Consider the following 21,240-nt stretch of genomic DNA (forward strand, 5'->3'; position numbering starts at 1 on the left):
TCCGGTTGGTGTTCATCCCGCTCGCGTAGTGCCGCGCCGCAAACTCTGTTCCGCTGGGGCGCCGGGAAACGCCAGCAGGCCGGTCTCATCGTCCACGAGCGTGACGAGACCGGCCTGTTGGCGGCGGTGCGGGTCTACGACGACATCGAGCCGCCGGCGTAGGGCGCGGGATTACTGCATCTGGTCGGCCACGTCCTCGGCGGTCAACCGGCCACGGTCGCCCGCCGCCGTGAGCGATCGGGCCGACGCCGCCGGCGCGACCGGATCGGCCGGCCGCCGGTGATGCCAGTCGGTGACCGCCTGGTAGGCGCCGACCACGGACAGCAGCCGGTCCTCCTCGTACGGCGGGCCGCCGAGGATCGTCCCGATCGGTACCCCGGCCGCCGTAAAGCCGATCGGAAAGCCGATTTCCGGCAGCCCGAGGATGTCGAACGGCACCGGGCTGGTCTGCACCACCACGTCGCACTTGGCGAAGACCTGCTCGAGCACCCGCTCCAGCAGCAGCAGCTTGGCCCGCTGACCGGTGATGAACTCGCCGGCGCCGAGCAGCGCGCCCTGCAGCCAGCCGGTCACCGAGACGCCGAAGCCGCGCAGGTCCGATCGCAGATACGGCATGAACGGCTCGCTGCGCTCCGGCAGTCGCACGTTGTTGAACTCGGTCCCGGTCAGCAGGTCCCACTGGTCCGGGAACGGCACGTCGGCGAGCGAGATGCCGTCGATCTTGTCCAGGGCGTCGAGGAACGCCTGGCGTGCCGGGTCGGCGGCGTAGCCCGGGAGGACCCCGACCCGGACCTTGGTGCGGACCCGGCACCGGCCCCGGGACACGACCGGCGTGGCCGCGCCGATCAGGTCGGGCACCTCGGGCAGTCCCTGCGTCCGCGGGTCCGCCGGGTCCTCGCCCGCCATCGCGGTCATCATGATCGCCGCGTCCCGGGCGTCCCGGGCCAGCGTGCCGGGATGGTCACGGGTGTAGCTGAGCGGGATGATCCCGGCGAGCGACACCCGGCCCATCGTCGGCTTCAGCCCGGTCAGGTTCTGGGCGTTCGACGGCGCCGTGATCGAACCGCCGGTCTGGGTGCCGGTTCCGGAGGTCGCCATCCGGCCGGCGACCGAGGTGGCCGTGCCGGTGGACGATCCACCCGGGTCAGTGGCCGGGTTGCCGGGCGTCCACGCGTTGACCGTCGTGATCCGGCCGTCCGGAGTGGTCGCCCGGGTGGTGGCGAGCGGGCCCATCTGGGTCTTGCCGAGCACGATCGCGCCGGCTTTCTTGAGACGGGCGACCGCGGTGGCGTCGTAGGGCGGGACGAAGTCCTGGAACAGGTACGAGTTGGCGGTCGTCCGCACCCCCTGCGTCCAGTAGTTGTCCTTGATGGCGAGCGGGATGCCGTGCAGCGGGGTGCTCGGCGTCCGCCTGCCGGCGGCTTTCGCGGCGGCCCGGGCCTGGTCCGCCAGCACCGTGTTGAACGCCTGGTAGACCGCGTCGTAGGCGCTGATCCGGGACAGGTGTGCCTCGACCAGATCGGCCGGTTTGAGCTTGCCGTACCGGATCATCCAGGCGGCCTCGGCGACGGTCAGCTCGGTCGGGTCGGCAAGCGCCTCGGGGCGCGGCTTGGCGTAGGCGGCATCGTTGAACTTCGGCGTCCGGCCGGACCAGGCGGAGGCGGCGACGGGCGCGGCCGCCGCCCCGGCCGCCACCGCGGCGGTTATCGTCGCGGTCCGGGCCAGGAAGAGCCGCCGGTTGAACGCGGAGGTGGCGCGGTCCGGCTCGGCGGCCGAGACCTCGGCGGGCCGGCTCATCGGCGCCACGCGGTGCTGATCGAGGGGTAGAGCATCGGTGCCGGCTGCTGGGAGAGAGCGGCGGCGTGCGCCGGGTCGCTGCCGGCGGGGGCGGGCATCTGGAAGGAGGCGAGGGTGGCGACGCTGCCGCGCACGAACGAGCGCAGCGACGCAAGGACCGAGTCCCGCCCGGGTGACCCGGTCACGGGGTCGGCCGTGGTCCCGGCCGGCAGCTGATCGAGATCAATGCCGAGGGACGCGAGACGAGCACGGATCATGGTGTTGAGCTCGGCGTCTGTAGGGGGTGTCGCAGCCATGATCACCACTCTTGGGGCCGACCGTATCGGGGCCGTGTCTGAAAGATCACGCAATCGTTTCCGGCCGGACTCAGGCACGGACGAACTGCTGACCTCCGTCGAAGTCGCAAACCGCGCCGGGTTTCGGTCGCGCCGGCCTGTCGAGGGATGTTCTCGCCGCCGGAGAGGTGACGTTCGTTCGTGCCGGGGCGGGCCGGCGGGTGGCCGAGGTGAGCAACCACGGTCGCGGCGATCGAGGCGCATGGCGGGGTGCTCGACTTCATCATGATCCTGGGCCTGGGTCCTGGCCCGTCGCGTCTGACCCGGGGCGGGGGCGGTGGTCAGAGCCAGGCGCTGGTGTCGAGGCGGCCGGTGGTGCCGAGGTCCATCGGGGCGGGCAGGGTCACGATCTGGCGGGGCGCGCCCTTGACCGCGGCGACGGAAAGGAAAGCACCGGTCACCGTGGTGCCGGTGGTGACGGTGTTGTGCCAGGACAGCACGGCCATCGCGCCCGTGCCCGGCTTGACCGTCATGCGGCGCGGGTCGGCGGTGTAGTGGATGCTCGCCCCGACGGTGATCTTCTGCGGCTGCCGGTTCTCGTCAAGGACGACGATGTCGGGACGTCCCTGCAGCTCGAAGGCGGTGCTCCCGCAGTTGGTCAGCTTCAGGGTCATCTCGCGGTAGCCGGCCGCGGCGTCGCCCCGATCGGCGGTGATCAGCACACCGGAGGCCGGGCAGGTCGCGGGCGCCGCGGAGGCGGACGGCGGCGCGGTGGTCGGGGCGGGGTCGGGCGAGGGTGCCGAGGTGCAGGCCGCCATCACGAGGACGGCCGCCAACGGCAGGATCCGGATCATTCGCACGTCCGTTGATCTTGCCCGACCTCCGCAACCCGCTCCGCGTCCGGTGCCGACCCACCCCGACCAGGAGGTGCCCCGGCCGCGGTCGGCGGAAATACCCGAAAAGCCGCTCAACGGGGAGTTAACGTGAGGGCGTGTTGGGGGCGCCGGGGCTTACCACCGCCGAGGTTGCCGAGCGCCGCCGCCGTGGGGAGACGAACGCGCCGGTCAAGGGCGGGTGCCGCGGCTACACCGACATCCTGCGCACCAACGTCTTCTCGTTCTTCAACATCATCCTGTTCGTGATCGGCGCCGTGCTGCTGGCGATGAGCCGGTACAGCGACGCGCTGATCAGCGTCGGGCTCGGCCTGATCAACGCGGTGATCAGCGCCGCGCAGGAGATTCGGGCCAAGCGCAAGCTCGACCGCCTCCAGCTGCTGGAACGGCACCCGGTGACGGTTCTCCGCGACGGCCGGGAGACCGAGATCGCGCCCGACGCGGTGGTGCGCGGCGACGTGCTGCGGGTGCGCGCCGGCGATCAGATCGTGGTGGACGGACCGCTGCTCGACGGCGGTCGCGTCGAGGCCGACGAGTCGCTGCTGACCGGCGAGTCCGACCCGGTCGCCAAGGGCGCTGGGGACGACCTGCGGTCGGGCAGCCTGTGTGTGGCCGGTGAGGGGCTGATGGTCGCGCGGGACGTCGGGGCCGGCAGCTACGCCGGCCGCCTCACGGCGGAGGCGCGGCGGGTGACCACCGACAAGACACCGCTGCAGAGGCGCGTGGAGTTCCTGGTACGCCTGGTGATGGCGCTGACCGCGTTGATGAGCGGCGCCATCCTCGGTCAGGCCGCGATCGAGGGCTTCAGCCTGTTGCGGGTCGTGCAGATGACGGCCGTGCTGTCCGGTCTCGTGCCGTACGGGCTGTTCTTCCTGATCGCGGTCGCCTACACCGCGGGCGCCGCCGCGATCGCCCGGTCCGGCGCGCTGGTGCAACAGGTCAACGCGGTCGAGTCCGTCAGCAACGTGGACGTGGTCTGCACGGACAAGACGGGAACGCTCACCACCGGCCGCCTCACGGTCGACGAGGTCCATCCGATCGGCGCGCACAACCGCTCGGAGCTTGAGCACGCGCTCGGCTCGCTGGCCCGCAGCGCGGCCACCCCCAACCTGACGTCGCAGGCACTGGCGCTCGAGCTGCCGGGCCGGGCCTTCCGGGTACGCGACGAGGTGCCGTTCATGTCCTCGCTGCGCTGGTCGGGCGTGGTCGCCGAGGAGGGCACGTGGGTGCTGGGCGCGCCCGACGCCCTCGCCGCGCACCTCACCCCGGCCGCCCCGGCCGACACGGTCGCCAAGCATGCCGAGCGCGGTCTCCGCGTACTGCTGCTGGCCAAGCCGATGGAGGACGGAGCGCGACTGCGCGACGGCGCCGGACGCCCCACCCTGCCGGCGCTGGAACCGGTGGGTCTCGTGGCGCTTGCCGACGAGTTGCGACCGGAAGTGAACGAGACGATCGGCCGGCTGCGCGGCGACGGCGTGGCGCTGAAGGTGCTCTCCGGGGACGATCCGCGCACGGTGGCGGCCATCGCGGCCCGCGCCGGGCTCGACGCCGGCGAACCGGTCGCCGGGGCGTCGCTGGACGGGCTCGACGACGCGGCGCTCGACCGGGTGGTGCACCGGACCACCGTGTTCGGCCGGGTCGCGCCCGAGCACAAGGAGCGGATCGTCCGGTCGCTGCGCCGGCAGAGCCACTACGTCGCGATGATCGGCGACGGGGTGAACGACGCCCGCGCGCTCAAGGGCGCCCAAGTCGGCGTGGCGATGCGCAGCGGGAGCGCGGTCACCCGGGACGTCGCCGACATCGTGCTGGTGGAGGACTCGTTCGCCGCGCTGCCGCCGGCCCAGCGGGAGGGCCGGCGGATCATCAACGGGATCGGGATGTCGCTCTACGTCTTCCTGGCCCGGGTCGCCACCCAGGGCCTGGTCATCGTGGCGGTCACGATGCTCGGGCTCGGCTTTCCCTACTCGCCGACGCAGGTGGGACTGACGCTGTTCACCGTCGGCGTGCCCACGTTCTTTCTGACCATGTGGGCGAAACCGCTCCCGCCCGATCGAAATCTGCTCGGCGGGCTCGGCGGCTTCGTCATCCCGGCCGCGGTGCTCACGGCGGGGTTCGGCACGGCCATCTACGCCGGCCTCTACGAGGCGGTCACGATCGGGTTCGGCTCCGGGCGGACGCCGGCCGAGGTGATCAGCGAATTCGAGCGTTACACCGGCCTGACGTACGGGAGCGACACCGACTTCACCGCGGCGGCGGCGACGATCGGGGCGCAGACCGGGCTCTCCACGTTCTTCTGCCTGGCGTCGTTCCTGCTCATCCTGTTCCTCGCACCGCCTAACCGGTTCTTCGCGGCGTGGACCGAGCCGGTCGGGGATCGTCGGCCCACCTACCTGGTCGGCGGGCTGATCGTCGCGTTCGGGACCGTGCTGTTCGTCCCGGCCCTGTACACGTACTTCGGGCTGGCCGGTCCCTCGCGCCCGCTCTTCGTCATCGTCGGGGTGATGCTCGCGCTGTGGTTCGCCGCGCTGAGCCTCGTCTACCGGCTGCGGCTGCTGAACCGGGTGCTGGGCCTGGACGGCCTGCGCGCTTAGTGGCGGTCCTCGACCGCCCGCCGGGTCTCCTCGGTCACGAGGTCGAGGTTGATCTGGGCGCCGGCCATGGCGCCCTGCGCGGCCGCGGCGCCGACCTGGGCGGACAGGTCGGTGACGTTGCCGGCCACCCAGACCCCGGGGACCTCGGTGCGGCCGGTCGGGTCGGCCGGGATGTGCTCGCCGGTGCCGGTGGGGTGCTCGACCGGCTTGAGGCCGAGCCCGGCCAGGAATCCGGCCCGGGCGACCATGCGGGTCGCGACCGCGATCGCCCGGCGCGGGATCACCGGACCGTCCTTGAGCCGTACGCCCGCGATACGGTCATCGGCGATCTCCAGCCGCTCGACCTCGCCGGTCACGACGGTGATGCCGCGGGCCGCAAGCTGCTCGGCCTGCTCGTCGGAGAGCTCGGGGTGCCGGTGGGCGAAGAACATCACATCGTCGCTGAGCTGCCGGAACAGCAGTGCCTGGTGCACCGACATCGGGCCGCTCCCGAGCACGCCGATGGGCTGGTCGCGGACCTCCCAGCCGTGGCAGTAGGGGCAGTGCACGACGTCGCGCCCCCAGCGCTCGCGCAGGCCGGGCACGTCGGGCAGCTCGTCGACCAGGCCGGCGGTGACCAGCAGCCGCTTCGCCCGGAGGTAACCGCCGCCGGCCAGCTCGACCGCGAACTCGTCGCCGTCCCGGCTCGCCCGGACGACCTCGCCCCGCACGACCTCGCCGCCGTAGCCGCGGACCTCCTCGCGGCCGCGGTCGACCAGCTCGAGCGGGGACATGCCCTCGCGGCCCAGCAGGCCGTGCACGCCGTCGGCGGGAGCGTTGCGCGGCTGCCCGGCGTCGATCACCAATACCGACCGGCGGGAGCGAGCGAGCATGAGCGCCCCGCTCAGTCCGGCCGCTCCGCCACCGATCACGATCACTTCGTACGCGTCATTGGTCATGCGACGACCATGCGCGCGCACCCGCAGGACGGCAAGCATCGTTGCCGGAACGGCAAAGTCAGGCCGCGTGCAGCTCGACGACCGGCTCGAACGACTCCTGCCAGGTCGCCCATCGGGTCTGCGGAGCGAACTTCTTCGCGCGGTACATGGCCAGGTCGGCGCGGTGGACGATCTCGTCGTGGGTGAGCTCGCCCGGCGCCGAGACGGCCACGCCGATGCTCGCCGCCATCGCGATCAGCTTGCCGTCGACGACGACCGGGCCCATCTCGGCGGCGATCCTTCCGGCCACCTCGTACGCCTGCGAGGGGTGGTCGAGGTCGGGCAGGACCACCGCGAACTCGTCGCCACCCAGCCGGCACGGCAGCCCGGGCGAGGGCACGCAGCGGCGCAGCACCTCGGCGAACTCGACCAGCACGAGGTCGCCCGACTTGTGGCCGAGCGTGTCGTTGACCTCCTTGAAGCCGTTCATGTCGATCACCAGGACCGCGCTGTGCCGGCCGGTGCGGGCGGCCCGGGCCAGCGAGCGGGAGTCGGTGGCCCGGAACCGGCTGCGGTTGGCCAGGCCGGTCAGGTGGTCGGTGACCGCCTGCTCGTCGCTCTCCCGCTGCACCAGGGTCTGCCGGGACAGCACGAGCACGCTCAGGGCGGCGCCGCCGAGGGCCAGGCCGCCCCACGGGAAGAACGTGCCCTCCTCGAGGGCGGCGACGAGCATCAGTGCGTGGGCCACGGCCACCGCCGCGTACGGGAGAAAGCGCGCGACCGGAACGCCCCGCCGCCACCCGGGGGCTTGGCGTGCGGTGCGCAGGCACTGCTGCACGGCGCCGGCCGCCAGCAGCACGTCGGCGCTGATCCAGCAGAGGAACTGCCACGGCGCGTGCGGCTGAAGCCCGTCGTGCCCGTCGAGGTAACCGTGCACGGCGTCGCCCGCGAACAGCACCATCGCGCCGGCCGCCAGCCAGCGCAGCGGGCGCTGGGCCGAGTCGTCGGCGCCGCGCAGCAGCACCCGGGCCACGCTGAACAGCAGCGCCAGGTCGGCCAGCGGGAGAAGGCCGGCTGAGATCAGGACGTCGCGCTCGGCGTACGCGCCGAACGAGGTGTACCAGAGCACCATCGTGCCGCCGACCAGCACGGTCAGAGCGTCGATGGCGGTTTTCCACCGTTCCCGGCGGTTCGTGCGCCCGACGGGGAACATCTGCAGCGCGACGAGCAGGCTGAGCACGAAGGTCACATGCGTCACGTCGTCGGCGCCGACGATGCCGACCGCCTTCAGGCCGACCCGCAGCGCGGGCGACACCACCAGCACCGCGAAGCTCACGGCCACCGCCAGCCAGGCGCGGTGGGCGCGGGGAGCGAGATCTCGGCTGCCGGCCGCCCAGACCGCCGCGGCCAGGCCGATCAGGCCGAACAGCGCGCGGGCGATCTCGGCCACGTCGACCGTGCGCAGGCCGCCGGTGCGCGACGAAGCCGCCGCGAGCACCAGCATGACGGCGTAGAGGGCGCCGAGCGCGAGGTGCGCGACGGGGACACGATGCATCCAGGTGCGCATGGCCGGTCCTATCGGTCAGACCCGAGGCCGGTTGACGATTTGTGTTCCGCCCGGTTTGCCGGGAAATCCAGCGGTTCGGCCGGTCGCACGCATATAACGAAAGGTGGTTTCCGCCACGCGACATCCGAGGAGCTCGCATGACCACAGTCGCCCCGCGCCCGGTAGCCACCCGGCCGTACCCGGTCCGGCGGCAGGTCAAGGGTTCGGCTCTGACCCGGCTCCTCCGCACGACCGACGCGAAACAGATCGGGATCATGTACCTGTTCACGTCGCTCGGGTACTACGTGATCGGCGGGTTCCTGGCGCTGCTGATGCGCTCCGAACTGGCCCGGCCCGGCATGCAGATCCTGTCGCCCGAGCAGTTCAACCAGCTGTTCACCATGCACGGCACGATCATGCTGCTGTTCTTCGCGACGCCGATCGTGTTCGCCTTCGCCAACTTCGTGGTCCCGATCCAGATCGGCGCGCCGGATGTGTCATTTCCGCGCTTGAACGCGCTCGCGTACTGGCTGTATGTGTTCGGAACCGCGCTGGTCATGTGCGGCTTTCTCACGCCGGGCGGTGCGGCCGACTTCGGCTGGTTCGCGTACGCGCCGCTGAGCGACTCGCTGCACTCGCCGGGGATCGGCGGGAACATGTGGGTGGTCGGCCTGGCCATCTCGGGTCTGGGCACCATCCTCGGCGGCGTCAACATGATCACCACGATCCTGACGCTGCGGGCGCCCGGCATGACCATGTTCCGCATGCCGATCATGACGTGGAACATCCTGGTCACCAGCCTGCTGGTGATCCTGGTCTTCCCGTTCCTGGCCGCCGCGCTGTTCGCCCTCGCCGCCGACCGGGTGCTCGGCGCGCATGTCTTCGACGTGGACACCGGCGGCCCGATGCTCTGGCAGCACCTGTTCTGGTTCTTCGGGCACCCCGAGGTGTACGTGGTCGCGCTGCCGTTCTTCGGGATCATCACCGAGGTCATCCCGGTCTTCAGCCGCAAGCCGGTCTTCGGCTACAAGGGCCTGGTCGCGGCGACGCTGCTGATCGCGGCGCTGTCGATGTCGGTGTGGGCGCACCACATGTTCGTGACCGGCCAGGTGCTACTGCCGTTCTTCAGCTTCCTGTCGTTCCTGATCGCCGTGCCGACCGGCATGAAGTTCTTCGTGTGGATCGGCACGATGTGGCGCGGTCAGATCAGTTTCGAGACACCGATGATGTTCGCGATCGGCTTCCTCGTGACCTTCCTGTTCGGCGGCCTCTCGGGTGTGCTGCTGGCGTCGCCGCCGATCGACTTCCACGTGTCCGACTCGTATTTCGTGATCGCGCATTTCCACTACGTGCTGTTCGGCACGATCGTGTTCGCGGTGTTCGCCGGTATCTACTTCTGGTTCCCGAAGATGTTCGGCCGGATGCTCGACGACCGCCTCGGGAAGATTCACTTCTGGCTCACGTTCCTCGGCTTCCACGGCACGTTCCTCGTCCAGCACTGGCTGGGCACCGAGGGCATGCCGCGGCGGTACGCGGACTACCTCCCGTCGGACGGCTTCACTACGCTCAACACGATCTCGACGATCAGCTCGTTCGTGCTCGGCCTGGCCACGCTGCCGTTCATCTACAACGTGTGGCATTCGTACAAGGTCGGTCAGGTCGTGACCGCGAACGACCCGTGGGGCCACGGCAACTCGCTGGAGTGGGCCACCTCCACGCCGCCGCCGCTGCGCAACTTCGACCGCATGCCCCGGATCCGGTCGGAACGGCCCGCCTTCGACGTGAAGTATCCCGAGCTGGCCGCCGGTGAGCAGTCCCTCGCGGGCCCGCCGGAGGGCGGGGCGCGCCCGCTGTCCGCCGAATCCGACGGCGGCGCCACCTACAAGGAGGACCTCAGCACCGACCGCTGAGGCCGGCATCGGCCGAAAGTCGTAGGGGATCGGGGCGAATCCCTGCCTCGGGCCGATGTGTGGGATCGGCCGTTCCGGAAGGCTCGTACCCCTACGAGACGGAGGGTGCGATGACCAACGACGGGGAGAATCGGCCGGAGCGGCAGCGGGTGACGCTGACCGGGATCAGTTCGCGGGCGTGGGAGCACCCGGCCGATCGGGGTGCGCTGACGGCTCTGCGCGAGCTGCGCGGGTTCGACGACGTGGTGAAGGCGTTCTTCGGCATGTGGAACGAGCGCGGGTTCCGCCTGTCGTACCTGGCCGGGGCGATCCGGGTCGACCACCGGCAGTATCCGCGGGTCTACCAGCGGTTCACGGAGGCGGCGCGGACGCTCGACGTGCCGGAACCGCCCGAGTTGTACGTGCACCAGTCGCCGATGATCCACGGGCTGGCGATCGGGCTGGACCGGCCGTTCGTGGTGATCAGCACGGCCGCGGTCGAGAAGCTCGACGACGACGAGCTGCGGACGCTGCTGGGGCGCGAGATCGGTCATGTGCGCAGCGGGCACGCGGTCTACCAGACGATCCTCACGATCCTGACCCGCTGGGTGTCGAATGTGAGCTGGCTGCCGGTCGGCGCGCTGGCGCTGCGGGCGGTCATCGTGGCGATGTACGAGTGGTGGCGCAAGGCCGAGCTCTCCGCCGACCGGGCCGGACTGCTCGCGGCGCAGGACCAGTCCGCCTCGATCCGGCTGTTCATGAAGATGGCCGGCGGCGGCGACCTGTCGCAGATCGACACGGCGGCCTTCCTCGAGCAGGCGGCCGAGTACGAGGGCGGCGGCGACCTGCGGGACAGCCTGCACAAGCTGGGCATGACCGCGTTCAGCACCGAGCCGTTCCCGGTGGCCCGGGCGGCCGAGCTGCGCCGCTGGGTGGACTCCGGGGAGTACGCCCGGATCGTCGGCGGCGACTACCCGCGCCGCGACGACGACGGGGACGCGTCGGTGTCCGACGACGTGAAGGCGGCGGCGAACAGTTACCGCGAGACGTTCCGCACCTCGACCGACCCGCTCACGTCGCTGGCCCGCCGGGCCGCCGGCGGAATGGGCGACCTGGCGGGCTCGGCGGCCCGCGGCGCCCGCGGCTGGGCCACCGGCCGCGGCGGCGACAACGGTGGCAACAACCAGGACGGCCGCGACAACTAGGCCGAAACGGGGGTGGCGAGGAGCTCGTCGTCGTGGGCCGTCATGGTGGCCTGGCGGGCGGGCTCCTCGCGCAGCGCCGCGCAGGCGAGCCATTCGTCCGGGATGGCGAACGCGTCGACCAGCTCGGCCATGTGCGGCCGGAGCTGCTTGAGCAGATCGTTCACCTTCGCGGTGATCGCCTTCGACCGCGGCGGGGTCAGGCGCTGGTGCTCCAGGTACCAGCCCTTGTGCGCCTCGATCGTGCTCAGCGCGTACAGGTCGGCGACCTTGGCGAGCAGTTCCTTCGCGGCGGGGTCGGCGGTGCGCTCGATGCCGGCGACGAAGGCCTCCAGCACGATGCGGTCGACGTGGGCGAGGGCGACCTCGAGGACGTGGTCCTGCACGTCGTTGAAGATGTCGAAGGGCCGCTTGCGGGCGGCGCCCTTGCGCAGGCGGCGGATCGCGCCGTCGAGCAGGTGCTTCTCGCGGTCCTCGAACATGCGCAGGTGCCAGCCGCGGTCGGTGAGCGCCACCTCGTCGTCGCGGCCGGGCACGGCGTCGACCAGACGCTGGATCAGCGAGCGCGCCGCCGTCCGCTCGAGCACCATCTCGCGGACCTGCTCGGCCACGAACGTCGCCCGTCCCCAGCCGTCCAGCGATCCGAAGGCGTCCCGGTAGCCGGTGAGCAAACCCTTCGCGACCAGCTGCAGCAGGACCGTGTTGTCGCCCTCGAACGTCGTGAACACGTCGGTGTCGGCCTTCAGGCCGGGCAGGCGGTTCTCCGCGAGATAGCCGGCGCCCCCGAGCGCCTCACGGCAGGCCTGGATGGTGCGGGTGGCGTGCCACGTCTGCACGGCCTTGAGCCCCGCCGCCCGCGACTCCAGCTCCCGCTGCCGGTGCTCGTCGACCGGGCCGTCCGCGGTCTGGACCTCGTGCAGGGCGCTGACCAGCTCTTCTTGAGCAAAACTCAGCCCGTACGTGGTGGCCAGCGCGATCAGAAGAGTGCGCTGATGGGCGAGGTAGTCGTTCAGGGCGATCTCGCGGTGCTCACCGGGCGCCGCGAACTGCCGCCGCACCTCGCCGTAGCGCACGGCGATGGTCAGCGCGCTCCTGGTCGCGGCCGAGGCCGACCCGCCGACCACGACCCGGCCCCGCACGAGCGTGCCCAGCATCGTGAAGAAGCGCCGGGTGTCGTTCTCGATCGGACTGGAGTACGTGCCGTCGGGCGCGACCTGCCCGTACCGGTCGAGGAGCATCTCGCGCGGCACGGTCACGTGGTCGAACGAGAGCCGGCCGTTGTCGACGCCCAGCAGCCCGGCCTTGGGTCCGTCGTCGCCGATCGTCACGCCGGGCATCGGGCGGCCCTGGTCGTCGCGGACCGGCACCAGCCAGGCATGCACGCCGTACCGCCGGCCGCCGGTGATGAGCTGGGCGAACACCACGGCCATGCGCCCGTCGCGGGCGGCGTTGCCGATGTAGTCCTTGCGGGCCGCCTCGTGCGGCGTGTGCAGGTCGAAGGTCTGGGTGCCGGGATCGTACGTGCAGGTGGTGCGCAGCTGCTGGACGTCGGAGCCGTGCCCGGTCTCGGTCATCGCGAAGCAGCCCATAAGGTCGGCCGAGATGATGTCGCGCAGGTAGGCGTCGTGGTGCTTGGCCGTGCCGAGCGCGACGACCGCGCCGCCGAACAGGCCCCACTGCACGCCGGCCTTGACCATCAGCGACAGGTCGAGCTGCGCGAGCATCTCGGCCGCGACCGCCGAGCCGCCCGGGTCGCCACCGCCCCCGTACGCGATCGGGAAGCCGGCGGCGATGCCCGGGTCGACCGGCAGCTCCCGGACGAGCCGGGAGATCCGTTCCCGGCTCTGCTCCAGCGTCTCGCCCGGCACCGCCACGAAGTGCGTTCCCGCGAGCTGCTCGCGCGCGGCCCGCCGCACGTGCGCCCAGCGACCGTCGAGCGCTTCCTGAAGCCCCAAGTTACCCATGAGTAATATTGTAGGCGGCCGGTCGGCCGGTCCGCCACAGAACCCGCGCCCGGCGGACGATCTCTCCGGCCAGGGCCGCGACGACCAGGCCGGCCAGCGCGTGCAGGCCGAAGACCAGCGGGCCCGCCGTGCCGTCGTCGCCCAGGGCCTCGGCGATCTTCGCGATCACCACCTGCACGGTGACCAGGCCGGCGATCAGCGCGGACAGGGCGGCCAGCCGCCCCGGAAGGCGGGCCGCCGCGGCGACGATCGCCATCACCACCGGGAGCACGAACGTGACGTAACCGAGGGCGCGATGCGGCGCGAACGACTCGTCGTCGGGCTTCGCGCTGAACGCGCCGGTCGCGGCCAGGAAGAACTGGGCCAGCACGACCAGCAGGAACAGGAATGCCAGGGCGGCGAAGGTTTTGCGCATCGGGAGCCTCTCTGATCGGACCGGGTCGTCACTGATCAGACGACGCGGCGCGCGAAACGTGAGGTGTCACGTTCCGGCGCGGTGGCTCGTCCTGGTCGCATGGATGAGCGCCGGCAGCTTCTGAACGTCGCGAACCGGCTTCTCGGATCGCCGGTCGAGGCGGAGGACGCGGTTCAAGAGGCGTACGCGCGGTGGTACGCGCTATCACCCGGCGAGCGCGCGGCCGTGGCGTCGCCGGGCGCCTGGCTGAGAAAGGTGACCGGGCGGATCTGCCTCGACGTGCTCGGGTCGGCGCGGGTGCGGCACTCCGCCGGGCCGTGGCCGCCCGAGCCGCTCGGCGAGGGCGATCCCGCCGACCGGGTCACGCTCGATGAGTCCGTCTCCATGGCGTTTCTGGTCGTTCTGGAGACGATGACGCCGGCCGAGCGGGTGGCGTTCGTCCTGCACGACGTGTTCCGGTACTCGTTCGCCGAGGTGGGCCAGGTCGTCGGGCGGTCCGAGGTGGCCTGCCGGCAGCTCGCCTCGTCGGGGCGGCGGCGGATCCGCGGGGCTCGGCCGTCCGCCGTGCCCGACGCCTCGGTGGTGCGCGCGTTCCGGCGGGCCTGGGAGGCGGCTGACGTCGGGGCCATCGTCGGGCTGCTCGATCAGGGCTTCTTGGGCCGCTTCGACTCGTCCCGGGGCGGCTTGGGGGTGGTGCTGAAGACCGCGCCGAAGACGATGCCCACCACGGCCAGCGGGATTCCGGCGAAAACCAGCGCACCCTCGATCGTTGTCACGACGGGGGACGTTACGCCCGTTTTCTGGGCGGGTGATCGGGGGGTGGACCCCGCTCGATCACCCGGTGAGGTGGTGCTCGCCGGGAGTCAGTTCGCGGGTGGTGCCGTCGGGGAGGACGGCCGTGGCGGTGGTGCCCGGTGGGACCGAGACGGACAGGTCGATGCCGCCGCCGGTCACGGACCACCGAACCTCGATGCGGCCGTACGGGGACTCGTGCGCCGCGTGGGCCCAGGTCAGGCCGCCGCCGGGGCGGGGGCGTACCTCGAAGGCGCGGTAGCCGGGGGCGGTGGGGGTCAGGCCGGCCACGTAGCGGTGAAGGAACGAGACCACGGCGCCCTTGGAGTAGTGGTTCAGGGACTCGTGGGCCACGCCGTCCGGCGTGACGCCGTCCCAGCGCTCCCAGATGGTCGTCGCGCCACGGTCGATCATGGTCAGCCACGAGGGCTCGGTGTCCTGCATCAGGAGGGCGTAGGCGACCTCGGGGCGGCCGGCGTCGGCCAGGACCGGCAGCAGGTCGGGGGTGGCCAGGAAACCGGTGGTCAGGTGGTTGCCGGCCGCCTCGACCAGAGTGGCCAGCTGGGTGGCCACGGCCGGTCGCAGCGCGGCCGGGACCAGGTCGAACGCCAGCGCCCGCACGTGGTTGGCCTGCGTGTCCGGGATCAGGCGGCCGTCGGGTGTGATGAACTCGCGCTGCCAGGCGTCGCGGGCGGCGGCGGCCAGCGTCTCCCAGTGGGCCGGGTCGCGGCCGATCACGCGGGCGATGCGGGCCATCAGGGCGGCGGAATGGGCCAGGTAGGCCGTGGCCACGTCGCTCTTGTCGGCGGCGACGAACGACGGGAAGTCGCCCGGTTCCTCGCCGGGCGCCAGCCACTCGCCCCAATGGAAGCCCGAGTCCCAGAGGTACGCCTCGTGGGGCGCCGGCACGGGACGGCGGGCCACGCGATCGGGGTGACGGTTCTCGCGGGCCATCGTGAAGCCGCGGGTCATCCACGCCTCCATCGCGGGCCACATCTCGGCGAGGATGCGCTCGTCGCCGTAGGCCTCGTAGAGCCGCCACGGGACGATCACGACGGCGTCGCCCCAGCCGGCCGAGCCGTTCAGGTGGGCCGTCGGGGAGCCGAGTCCCTCGGCCGGCGGGCAGGGGCTCATGTTGGCGACGGTGCCGTCGGGCCACTGGTCGGCTGCCACGTCGCGCAGCCACTTCGTGGTGAAGCCCGCGATGTCGTAGAGGAAGGCGGCCGTGCCCGCGAAGATCTGCCAGTCGCCGGTCCAGCCCGCCCGTTCCCGCTGGGGGCAGTCGGTGGGGATGTCGCAGGCGTTGTCGCGCAGGCTCCAGACCGCGGCCTCGTGCAGGGCGTTCACGCGGGGGTCGCTGCACTCGAACCAGCCCGTGCGCGGCATGTCGGTATGAACAACAATCCCGCGTACGTCGTCGGGGGTCAGTCCTTTCGCGAGGCCCTCGACGCGCACGTAGCGGAAGCCGTGCGTGGTGCGGCGCGGCTCGAAGACCTCACCGGGCCCGCCGGCCGGGACGACCACGTCGACCATGCCGGCCGGCAGCGGCGCGGGCAGGAACGGGAAGTCAGGCCGCAGGTGGTCGGTGGTGACGTCGCCGCCGGCGTCGAGGATCTCGCCGTGGGTGAGGGTGATCGGCGCGCCCGCGGGGCCGAGGCGGGTGAGGCGCACCCAGCCGTTGATGTTCTGCCCGAGGTCGATGATCTGCCGATCGCCCAGCGAGGTGACCGAGACCGGCCTGATCTCCTCGATCCGGCGCACGGGCGGGGCGGGCGAGTCGGTCAGGCCCGCCGCCGTTCCGCCCGAGAGCGCGACCTCCGACCAGGAGGAGTCGTCGAAGGTCGGCCGCGACCAGCCCGCAGGCTCCCGGCTCAGATCGACGGACTCGCCGGCGATGAGGTCGGCGGCGACGATGTGCCCGGGCGAGGAGCGCCACGAGGACGATGTGCCGGTGACGACGACCGAGCCGTCGGCCGTCCACAGGTGCAGCTGCGCGAGCAGTGCGGTCCGGTCGCCCCACTGCGCGGGCGAGTGCAGGGCGCCGGTCTGGCCGCGGTACCAGCCGTCGGCCAGGATGACGGCGAGCGCGTTGCCGCCCTCGCGCACGAGATCCGTGACGTCGTAGGCCTGCACCTGCAAGCGGCGGCGGTACTGCGTGTAGCCGGGGGTCAGCTCGGCGTCCCCGACCCGCGTGCCGTTGAGGAACGCCTCGTAGAGGCCGTGCGCGGTGATGTACAGCCGGGCGCGGGTCACGGGCTGGTCGCACGAGAAGGCGCCGCGGAGAAGGGAATCGCCCTCGCGCGCGGAGATCCACTCGGCCCGCCAGTCCGATGTGGACATCAGGCCGGTCTCGAACCACGAGGGCTCGGACCAGTCGTGGTCGCCCCGGTCGGTCACGACCCTCACCTGCCAGGTCACTCTTTGCGAGGACCCAAGAGCATTCCCCGCGTACGCGTGGAAGAGCGACCGGTCGCCGGCAACGTCCCCGGTGTCCCAGCCGTTGTCGGTGCGGATCCGAAAGCCGAGTTGCCGGGTGGTACCGGCCGGCAGCCGCCAGGAGAGGCGAGGCGCCGGATCGAGCAGACCAAGCGGTTGGTATAGGTGTTCGACCCGCAGGCCATGCGCGATCCCGATCATCGGGGCCTGACCGGGGTGAACGCGGGCACGGCGGCGGCGCGTTTCGCCAGGTCGTCCTGGAGTTCGCGGTGGCGGGCGGCGGTCTCCTGGATCTCGGCGGCGTGTGCCCGCTTCTCGGCCATCGACAGGACCGAGGTCGTGGTGTCGGTCCATTCGACCGTTCCACCATTGCCGAGCGTGCCCCGGCTGCCGCAGGTCGCGCAGGCCACATCGGTGCCGGTCAGCTCGATCACGCTGAGATGGCACATCGGACAGAGGCCGGGGTCGCCGAAATAGCGGACGTCGTCGAAGGCCTTGCCGAGCTGGCTCGCCACATTCGCGCCCAGGGTTGCCGCGCGGCGCAGGGCGTCCTCGTCGAGCAGGATCGACCGGGGCGTGCCGGCGCCGCCGAAGACCACCTGGTCGGCGACCGCGATGTGCATGGAGAACGTGAGCGAGTGCATCAGCGGGAGGGCGAGCGTCTTCCACTGCGGGGTGAGCGAGCCGCCGACCGCGAGGAAGCCGGCCACCCGCGGGCGCAGCACCCGCTCGTCGACGCGGAACGGCACGGCCGGCTCGGTGCCCGCCCGGCGCAGTGCCACGAGCTGCTCGATGATGGCGGCGTCGGCGTTGGGGCCGAGCAGCCGGTCGACGAGCAGCTTGAGGCCGGCGGCCATGGTGCGGCTCATGATGGGCGTGCTCACGATGAGGCCGTCACATTCGACGAGCTTCTCCCAGAACCAGTCGAGATCGGCCGGCTCGGTGAGGTCGAGGCCGGCCAGCCGGATCAGCTCCGGGTCGGCGGACGCGCCGGGGACCGCGGCGAGCGCGGTGCACAGCAGGATCTCGGCGCTTCCGCCGGCCGCGCCGGCGCTCAGTCCCAGAACGGTGTTCATGGTCGCTCCAGCAGCTCGACGAGGTTTCCTTCCGGGTCGGCCACGTAGGCCATCCGCACGCCCGGCTCGGGCGACGGCCGCGGGGTCATCACCGGCCGGGCACCCAGCCCGACCGCCCGCTCGAACGCGGCGTCGAGGCCGCGCACGTCGAACGCGATGTGTCCGAACGCCTCGGACAGCGCCGCCTCGGCCGGATCGGCAGGGCGCAGGCCGGCCGACGAGCCCGGGCGGTGCAGCAGCTCGAGGCGGTCGCCGTGCACGTCGTGGATGAGCATCACGATGTCCAGGTCGATCGGGTCGACCCGCAGCCGCAGCTCACGCCGGTAGCCGAACGCCGCGCAGTACCACTCGGCGGCCGCGTCGAGGTCGTGCACCGCGAGCCCCACATGGTCGAGTCGCGCCTCAGCCAAGACGGTTCGGCTCCTCCGCGACGCCGGCGGCCGCACCCTGCGCGCGAGCTGGGCGGGTCGAGCCTTCCGCGACGTCGACGTCGACGTCGCGGCCGACGCCGGCGGCCGCGCCCGGCGTGCGGCCTGGGCGGGTCGAGCCCTCCGCGACGTCGGCGGGGCCCGGCGTGCGGCCTGGGCGATTCGCGTCGCCCGCGACGTCGGCGGCGGCGGTCGCGCCCGGCGCGCGGGCCGGGCGGTTCAGGGCGGCGACGTCGGCGGTCAGGTAGGAGGCGAAGAGGCCGTCCGGGTCCCATTTGGCGCGGATCCGAGCGAGCCGGTCGACGTTGGCGTCGGAGAGGAAGCGGTCCTGGCGGCGGGTGAAGTCGGTGTCGCCGAGGTAGACGCCGGCGCCGGGCAGGGCGGCGGTGCGGGAGTGCACCCAGTCGCGGTAGTGCTCGTCGTCGGCCGGGTCCTCGTAGATGGCGTACGTGGCTATGTAGACGTTGCCCTCGACCGAGAACGCCATGTCGGGCAGTGGCCGGCTCGGGGCCCAGCCGTACCAGATCGAGAACGAGTGCGTGGTGTCCAGCTCACGCCACAGCCGCAGCAGGGGTGGGGCCAGCGCGGCGGCCGGCGCGTCGGTCCAGGCGCAGTCCACGGCGTACCGGTGACCGGTGGGGTTCTGGCCCTCCTGGGCGACGCCCTCCTCGGCGAGGCTGGTCTCGCCGCGCACGTGACCGAGCCGCCGCCCGGCCAGCGGCCCGTCGTCGAAGACGCTCAGCAGCGCGGCGGCCTCGTCCGCCGACGAGGTCATGACCGTCGTGTGCAGGAGGAGGACCGTCCCACCGGGGTGCTCGACTCCCGGATCGAGCGGGACGTAGGGCACCCGGGTCGCGGCGATCACCGGCTCGACGCGGCGGTCGAGCGTGGGCAGAAGGTCATGCATCCAGTCCAGCAGCGTCTCGCCGTCGTCGAGTCGGAAGGTCCAGGTGTCATGCCAAAGGAAGGGATAGGCCGCGTACGTCCGCAGATGGAAGGCGGTGACGATGCCGGGGAATCCGGGACCGGCGCCGCGGGCGGCCCAGTAGAGGTCGCTGTTCTGATGCGGATCGGCGGTGATCAGAGAACCGTTGGCGGTGACCACGTCGACCGCCGCGACGCTCTCGCAGGCCCACCCGACCGAGCGGCTGTTCCAGCCCTGACCGCCCTGGAGCAGGAATCCACCGATCCCGACCGTCGGGCAGTGCCCGCCCGGGAACGAGCGCCCGCGCGACGCCAGGAACGGCGCGAGCTCGGCACCCCCACGCACGGCCGGACCCGCGACGGCGATACCGCTCTCCTCCTCGTACGCCATCGTGGTGAGATTTTGAAGGTCTATCAGCAGACCGCCGTCGCGCAGGCTCCACGCCGCCCAGGAATGCCCGCCGGCGCGAACCGCGACCTGCCATCCGCGGGAGCGGGCGAGCTTCACGCCGGCGGCGACCCCGGCGGCATCGGCGGCCACGAGCACCGCGTCGGGAAAGCGGTCCGGGCGCCGCCGGTTGAAGACCCGATCGGCGCGGGCCTCCTCATAGCCTTCCTGGCCGCGCAGGAAGAGACCGTCCATCCCGAGCCTCACTTTCTTGCTGTACGGAACCTGATTTCTCGATGTGAGAGTATGCTGCGACCCCGTGAAGCTGACCCATCTCGGCCACGCCTGCTTCCTCGTGGAGGGCGGCGCCCGCCTGCTCATCGACCCCGGCACGATGTCCGACTTCGACGGGGTGCGCGACCTCGACGCCGTGCTCGTCACCCACCAGCACCCCGACCACCTCGACGTCGCCCGGGTGGCCGCGCTGCTGGCGGCCAACCGGAACGCGAGCCTGGTCGTCGACGCCGACACCGCGTCGACCGTCGAGGGACTGCCCGCGCACGTGGTCGTCGAGCCGGGCGATCGGCTGCGCTTCGGCGGCGAGAACGACAACGCGACCGTCGACGTCCTGGGCGGGCTGCACGCCGCGGTCTACGGCGACGTCCCGGGCTGCACCAACGCGGCCTACCTGATCGACGAGGGTGCGTTCTTCCACCCGGGCGACTCCTTCCTCGTGCCGCCGTCCGAGGTGGACGTGCTCGCGGTGGCGGTGGACGGTCCGTGGCTCAAGCTGGCCGAGGCGATCGACTACGTGCGGGCGGTCGACCCGCGCGTCGCGGTGCCGATGCACGAGGGCGAGACGACCGACCCGGCCAAGTACTTCGGGATGCTCGCCGCGTTCCTGCCGGACGGGGTCGTCCGAAGCCCCCTCAGAACATCGACGGACGAGCCCCGGTGATCCAGCCGACGAGCTGATCGTTGTCGGTCTCGGCGACCGGCACATCGGCGACCTTGCGCCCGCGGTTGAGCACCGCGATCCGGTCGCAGACCGCCATCGCCAGGGGCAGGTTGTGGGTGACCAGGATGCAGGCGACGCCCTGATCGGCGAGGCGGCGGATCAGCGCCTGCACCTGCTGGGTCTGCTCGTAGCCGAGCGCGGCGGTCGGTTCGTCGAGCAGCAGGACACCGTTGCGCTCGGCGCCCGCGACCCGGGTCGCGCCGCGGGCCAGCGCCACGACCTGCCGCTGGCCGCCTGAGAGCATCTCCACCGGCCGGGTCACCGCTGCTGTGCGTACGCCCAGCTTCTCGAGCTCGGCCGCCGAGCGACGGCGCTGCGCCTTGTGGTCGACGAACCCGAGCCAGCCGAGCGGCCCCTTGCGCAGGATCTCCCGGCCGAGGTTGAGGTTGGTGGAGATGTCCTGCGCGTCGACCAGCGCGAGGTCCTGGTAGACCATCTGGATGCCGGCGTGCGTGGAGTCGGCCGGGGAGGCGAAGGTGGCGGGCGTGCCGTGCACCCGGATCTCGCCGGCGGTCGGCTGGTGCACGCCCGACATCACCTTGAGCAGCGTCGACTTGCCGGCTCCGTTGTCGCCGAGCAGGCCGAGCACCTCGCCCTGCCGCACCTCGATGTCGATCGTGTCGAGCGCCCGGACGTACCCGTAATGCATGTCGATGCCGCGGAGTTCGAGAGCGGGGGAGTCCACGACG

General features: G+C 71.9%; 17 protein-coding genes and 1 pseudogene. 5 read left to right on the forward strand and 13 right to left on the reverse strand.

Annotated features, from left to right (window positions below; translation table 11 throughout):
- Positions 1-171: 171 nt before the first annotated feature.
- The 3 genes from A3CQ_RS0112565 to A3CQ_RS52570 form a co-directional block, all read right to left on the reverse strand.
- A complete protein-coding gene (locus A3CQ_RS0112565; protein WP_040432312.1) occupies positions 172-1,797 on the reverse strand; it encodes an amidase in 1,626 nt (541 codons plus the stop codon).
- Positions 1,794-2,093 carry a hypothetical protein gene (locus tag A3CQ_RS0112570; protein ID WP_026205628.1) on the reverse strand — a complete coding sequence of 100 codons (300 nt, stop codon included), beginning with the start codon at positions 2,091-2,093 and terminating at the stop codon, positions 1,794-1,796. Before A3CQ_RS0112570 ends, A3CQ_RS0112565 begins: the two co-directional genes overlap by 4 nt.
- 320 nt (positions 2,094-2,413) lie before the next feature.
- Positions 2,414-2,926: a DUF4232 domain-containing protein gene (locus A3CQ_RS52570; RefSeq protein ID WP_020511288.1), complete on the reverse strand. Its 513-nt coding sequence runs from the start codon at positions 2,924-2,926 to the stop codon at positions 2,414-2,416.
- A 137-nt stretch (positions 2,927-3,063) separates the two neighbouring features.
- Here A3CQ_RS52570 and A3CQ_RS0112580 point away from each other — a divergent pair, with 137 nt between their 5' ends.
- Positions 3,064-5,556: an HAD-IC family P-type ATPase gene (locus tag A3CQ_RS0112580; RefSeq protein ID WP_026205629.1), complete on the forward strand. Its 2,493-nt coding sequence runs from the start codon at positions 3,064-3,066 to the stop codon at positions 5,554-5,556.
- On the opposite strand, the gene A3CQ_RS0112585 is transcribed toward A3CQ_RS0112580, so the two are convergent.
- Complete coding sequence (locus A3CQ_RS0112585; protein WP_020511290.1) at positions 5,553-6,494, reverse strand: NAD(P)/FAD-dependent oxidoreductase; 942 nt, start codon at positions 6,492-6,494, stop codon at positions 5,553-5,555. The genes A3CQ_RS0112580 and A3CQ_RS0112585 overlap by 4 nt on opposite strands.
- Positions 6,495-6,552: 58 nt before the next feature.
- On the reverse strand, positions 6,553-8,040 hold the full coding sequence (locus A3CQ_RS0112590) for a GGDEF domain-containing protein (protein WP_020511291.1): 1,488 nt from the start codon (positions 8,038-8,040) through the stop codon (positions 6,553-6,555).
- Between the two features lie 137 nt (positions 8,041-8,177).
- On the opposite strand from A3CQ_RS0112590, the gene ctaD reads away from it, so the two are divergent.
- Together ctaD and A3CQ_RS0112600 are read left to right on the forward strand one after the other, a co-directional pair.
- Positions 8,178-9,929, forward strand: a complete 1,752-nt coding sequence (gene ctaD, locus A3CQ_RS0112595) for an aa3-type cytochrome oxidase subunit I (RefSeq protein WP_020511292.1) — start codon at positions 8,178-8,180, stop codon at positions 9,927-9,929.
- Between the two features lie 110 nt (positions 9,930-10,039).
- Entirely contained in the window at positions 10,040-11,113 is a 1,074-nt protein-coding gene (locus tag A3CQ_RS0112600) for a M48 family metallopeptidase (RefSeq protein WP_020511293.1), read from the forward strand.
- Here A3CQ_RS0112600 and A3CQ_RS0112605 read toward each other — a convergent pair.
- Together A3CQ_RS0112605 and A3CQ_RS0112610 are read right to left on the reverse strand one after the other, a co-directional pair.
- The gene (locus A3CQ_RS0112605; RefSeq protein ID WP_040432254.1) at positions 11,110-13,074 is read right to left on the reverse strand and encodes an acyl-CoA dehydrogenase family protein; all 1,965 of its coding nucleotides are present in this window, start codon (positions 13,072-13,074) and stop codon (positions 11,110-11,112) included. The genes A3CQ_RS0112600 and A3CQ_RS0112605 overlap by 4 nt on opposite strands.
- Positions 13,067-13,489, reverse strand: a complete 423-nt coding sequence (locus tag A3CQ_RS0112610) for a DUF6220 domain-containing protein (protein ID WP_020511295.1) — start codon at positions 13,487-13,489, stop codon at positions 13,067-13,069. Before A3CQ_RS0112610 ends, A3CQ_RS0112605 begins: the two co-directional genes overlap by 8 nt.
- 99 nt (positions 13,490-13,588) lie before the next feature.
- Between A3CQ_RS0112610 and A3CQ_RS58940 the strand changes: the two are divergent.
- Positions 13,589-13,975, forward strand: a pseudogene (locus tag A3CQ_RS58940) (sigma factor); the annotation flags it as partial.
- A 158-nt stretch (positions 13,976-14,133) separates the two neighbouring features.
- Here the strand turns inward: A3CQ_RS58940 and A3CQ_RS63625 are convergent.
- The 5 genes from A3CQ_RS63625 to A3CQ_RS52580 are packed head-to-tail and all read right to left on the reverse strand — an operon-like array spanning position 14,134 to position 19,800.
- Positions 14,134-14,265: a hypothetical protein gene (locus A3CQ_RS63625; RefSeq protein WP_020511297.1), complete on the reverse strand. Its 132-nt coding sequence runs from the start codon at positions 14,263-14,265 to the stop codon at positions 14,134-14,136.
- A gap of 58 nt (positions 14,266-14,323) precedes the next feature.
- Positions 14,324-16,918 (reverse strand): glycoside hydrolase family 78 protein, encoded by a 2,595-nt coding sequence (locus tag A3CQ_RS0112625; RefSeq protein WP_020511298.1) that lies wholly within the window; start codon positions 16,916-16,918, stop codon positions 14,324-14,326.
- On the reverse strand, positions 16,915-17,793 hold the full coding sequence (locus A3CQ_RS52575; protein WP_020511299.1) for a flavodoxin family protein: 879 nt from the start codon (positions 17,791-17,793) through the stop codon (positions 16,915-16,917). The genes A3CQ_RS0112625 and A3CQ_RS52575 overlap by 4 nt, the downstream gene beginning before the upstream one ends.
- A complete protein-coding gene (locus A3CQ_RS0112635; RefSeq protein ID WP_040432255.1) occupies positions 17,790-18,203 on the reverse strand; it encodes a VOC family protein in 414 nt (137 codons plus the stop codon). Before A3CQ_RS0112635 ends, A3CQ_RS52575 begins: the two co-directional genes overlap by 4 nt.
- Complete coding sequence (locus A3CQ_RS52580) at positions 18,196-19,800, reverse strand: FAD-binding oxidoreductase (RefSeq protein ID WP_211216569.1); 1,605 nt, start codon at positions 19,798-19,800, stop codon at positions 18,196-18,198. Before A3CQ_RS52580 ends, A3CQ_RS0112635 begins: the two co-directional genes overlap by 8 nt.
- Positions 19,801-19,852: 52 nt before the next feature.
- On the opposite strand from A3CQ_RS52580, the gene A3CQ_RS0112645 reads away from it, so the two are divergent.
- The gene (locus A3CQ_RS0112645) at positions 19,853-20,491 is read left to right on the forward strand and encodes an MBL fold metallo-hydrolase (RefSeq protein ID WP_020511302.1); all 639 of its coding nucleotides are present in this window, start codon (positions 19,853-19,855) and stop codon (positions 20,489-20,491) included.
- Here A3CQ_RS0112645 and A3CQ_RS0112650 read toward each other — a convergent pair.
- On the reverse strand, positions 20,463-21,236 hold the full coding sequence (locus A3CQ_RS0112650; protein ID WP_157295769.1) for an ATP-binding cassette domain-containing protein: 774 nt from the start codon (positions 21,234-21,236) through the stop codon (positions 20,463-20,465). The genes A3CQ_RS0112645 and A3CQ_RS0112650 overlap by 29 nt on opposite strands.
- Positions 21,237-21,240 lie beyond the last annotated feature (4 nt).

Origin of the sequence: Paractinoplanes globisporus DSM 43857 (genome assembly GCF_000379645.1) — a bacterium.
In the GTDB taxonomy this organism is placed as follows: domain Bacteria; phylum Actinomycetota; class Actinomycetes; order Mycobacteriales; family Micromonosporaceae; genus Actinoplanes; species Actinoplanes globisporus.

Coding starts and splice junctions, on each gene's coding strand:
- A3CQ_RS0112565 (WP_040432312.1), bottom strand. CDS start 1,797: ATGAGCCGGCCCGCCGAGGTCTCGGCCGCCGAGCCGGACCGCGCCACC.
- A3CQ_RS0112570 (WP_026205628.1), bottom strand. CDS start 2,093: ATGGCTGCGACACCCCCTACAGACGCCGAGCTCAACACCATGATCCGT.
- A3CQ_RS52570 (WP_020511288.1), bottom strand. CDS start 2,926: ATGATCCGGATCCTGCCGTTGGCGGCCGTCCTCGTGATGGCGGCCTGC.
- A3CQ_RS0112585 (WP_020511290.1), bottom strand. CDS start 6,494: ATGACCAATGACGCGTACGAAGTGATCGTGATCGGTGGCGGAGCGGCC.
- A3CQ_RS0112590 (WP_020511291.1), bottom strand. CDS start 8,040: ATGCGCACCTGGATGCATCGTGTCCCCGTCGCGCACCTCGCGCTCGGC.
- ctaD (WP_020511292.1), top strand. CDS start 8,178: ATGACCACAGTCGCCCCGCGCCCGGTAGCCACCCGGCCGTACCCGGTC.
- A3CQ_RS0112600 (WP_020511293.1), top strand. CDS start 10,040: ATGACCAACGACGGGGAGAATCGGCCGGAGCGGCAGCGGGTGACGCTG.
- A3CQ_RS0112605 (WP_040432254.1), bottom strand. CDS start 13,074: ATGGGTAACTTGGGGCTTCAGGAAGCGCTCGACGGTCGCTGGGCGCAC.
- A3CQ_RS0112610 (WP_020511295.1), bottom strand. CDS start 13,489: ATGCGCAAAACCTTCGCCGCCCTGGCATTCCTGTTCCTGCTGGTCGTG.
- A3CQ_RS0112625 (WP_020511298.1), bottom strand. CDS start 16,918: ATGATCGGGATCGCGCATGGCCTGCGGGTCGAACACCTATACCAACCG.
- A3CQ_RS52575 (WP_020511299.1), bottom strand. CDS start 17,793: ATGAACACCGTTCTGGGACTGAGCGCCGGCGCGGCCGGCGGAAGCGCC.